The sequence below is a fragment of the Acinetobacter sp. NIOH-H-8 genome, assembly GCF_046635365.1.
In the GTDB taxonomy this organism is placed as follows: Bacteria; Pseudomonadota; Gammaproteobacteria; order Pseudomonadales; family Moraxellaceae; genus Acinetobacter.
Genome location: NZ_JBHDVN010000361.1, coordinates 1 through 387, shown reverse-complemented (window position 1 = coordinate 387; position 387 = coordinate 1). Strand labels below are relative to the sequence as shown.

At 62.0% G+C, this 387-nt stretch carries 1 protein-coding gene; it reads right to left on the bottom strand.

Features of this window, described 5'->3' with window-relative positions:
- Positions 1-221, bottom strand: a 221-nt coding sequence (locus ACEWB7_RS18660) for a FadR/GntR family transcriptional regulator (protein ID WP_411581184.1), incomplete at its 3' end; no start/stop codon positions are given.
- Positions 222-387 lie beyond the last annotated feature (166 nt).

Here is a 387-nt window from a genome sequence, read left to right as displayed (position 1 = left end):
GTACGCAGGTATCTGCCGTCGCCCTGGCGGATTTCCACCAGGCCACTGAAGGCCAGCACCCGCATGGCCTCACGCACGGTGTTGCGGCTGATGCCCAGCTCCAGGGCCAGTTCGGGCTCGGTCGGCAGGCGCTGGCCGATGGCCCAGGTGCCGCTGGTGATGCGGTTGCGCAGTTGGGCTACGGCTTGCTCGACCAGGGTGCGTTTGATTAACAGAGTCATGGGGACATCCAGTCATCGGATGATTTTTTCGAAGAGGTGAACGAGAACGCTGGAGTGCCGCGGGGACAAGGTTGGTTTCTCACAGCAGCTAAACGATATAGGGGCCGCTTCGCGCCCCATCGCCGGCAAGCCGGCTCCCACAGACTTGGCTGTATGACACATGATG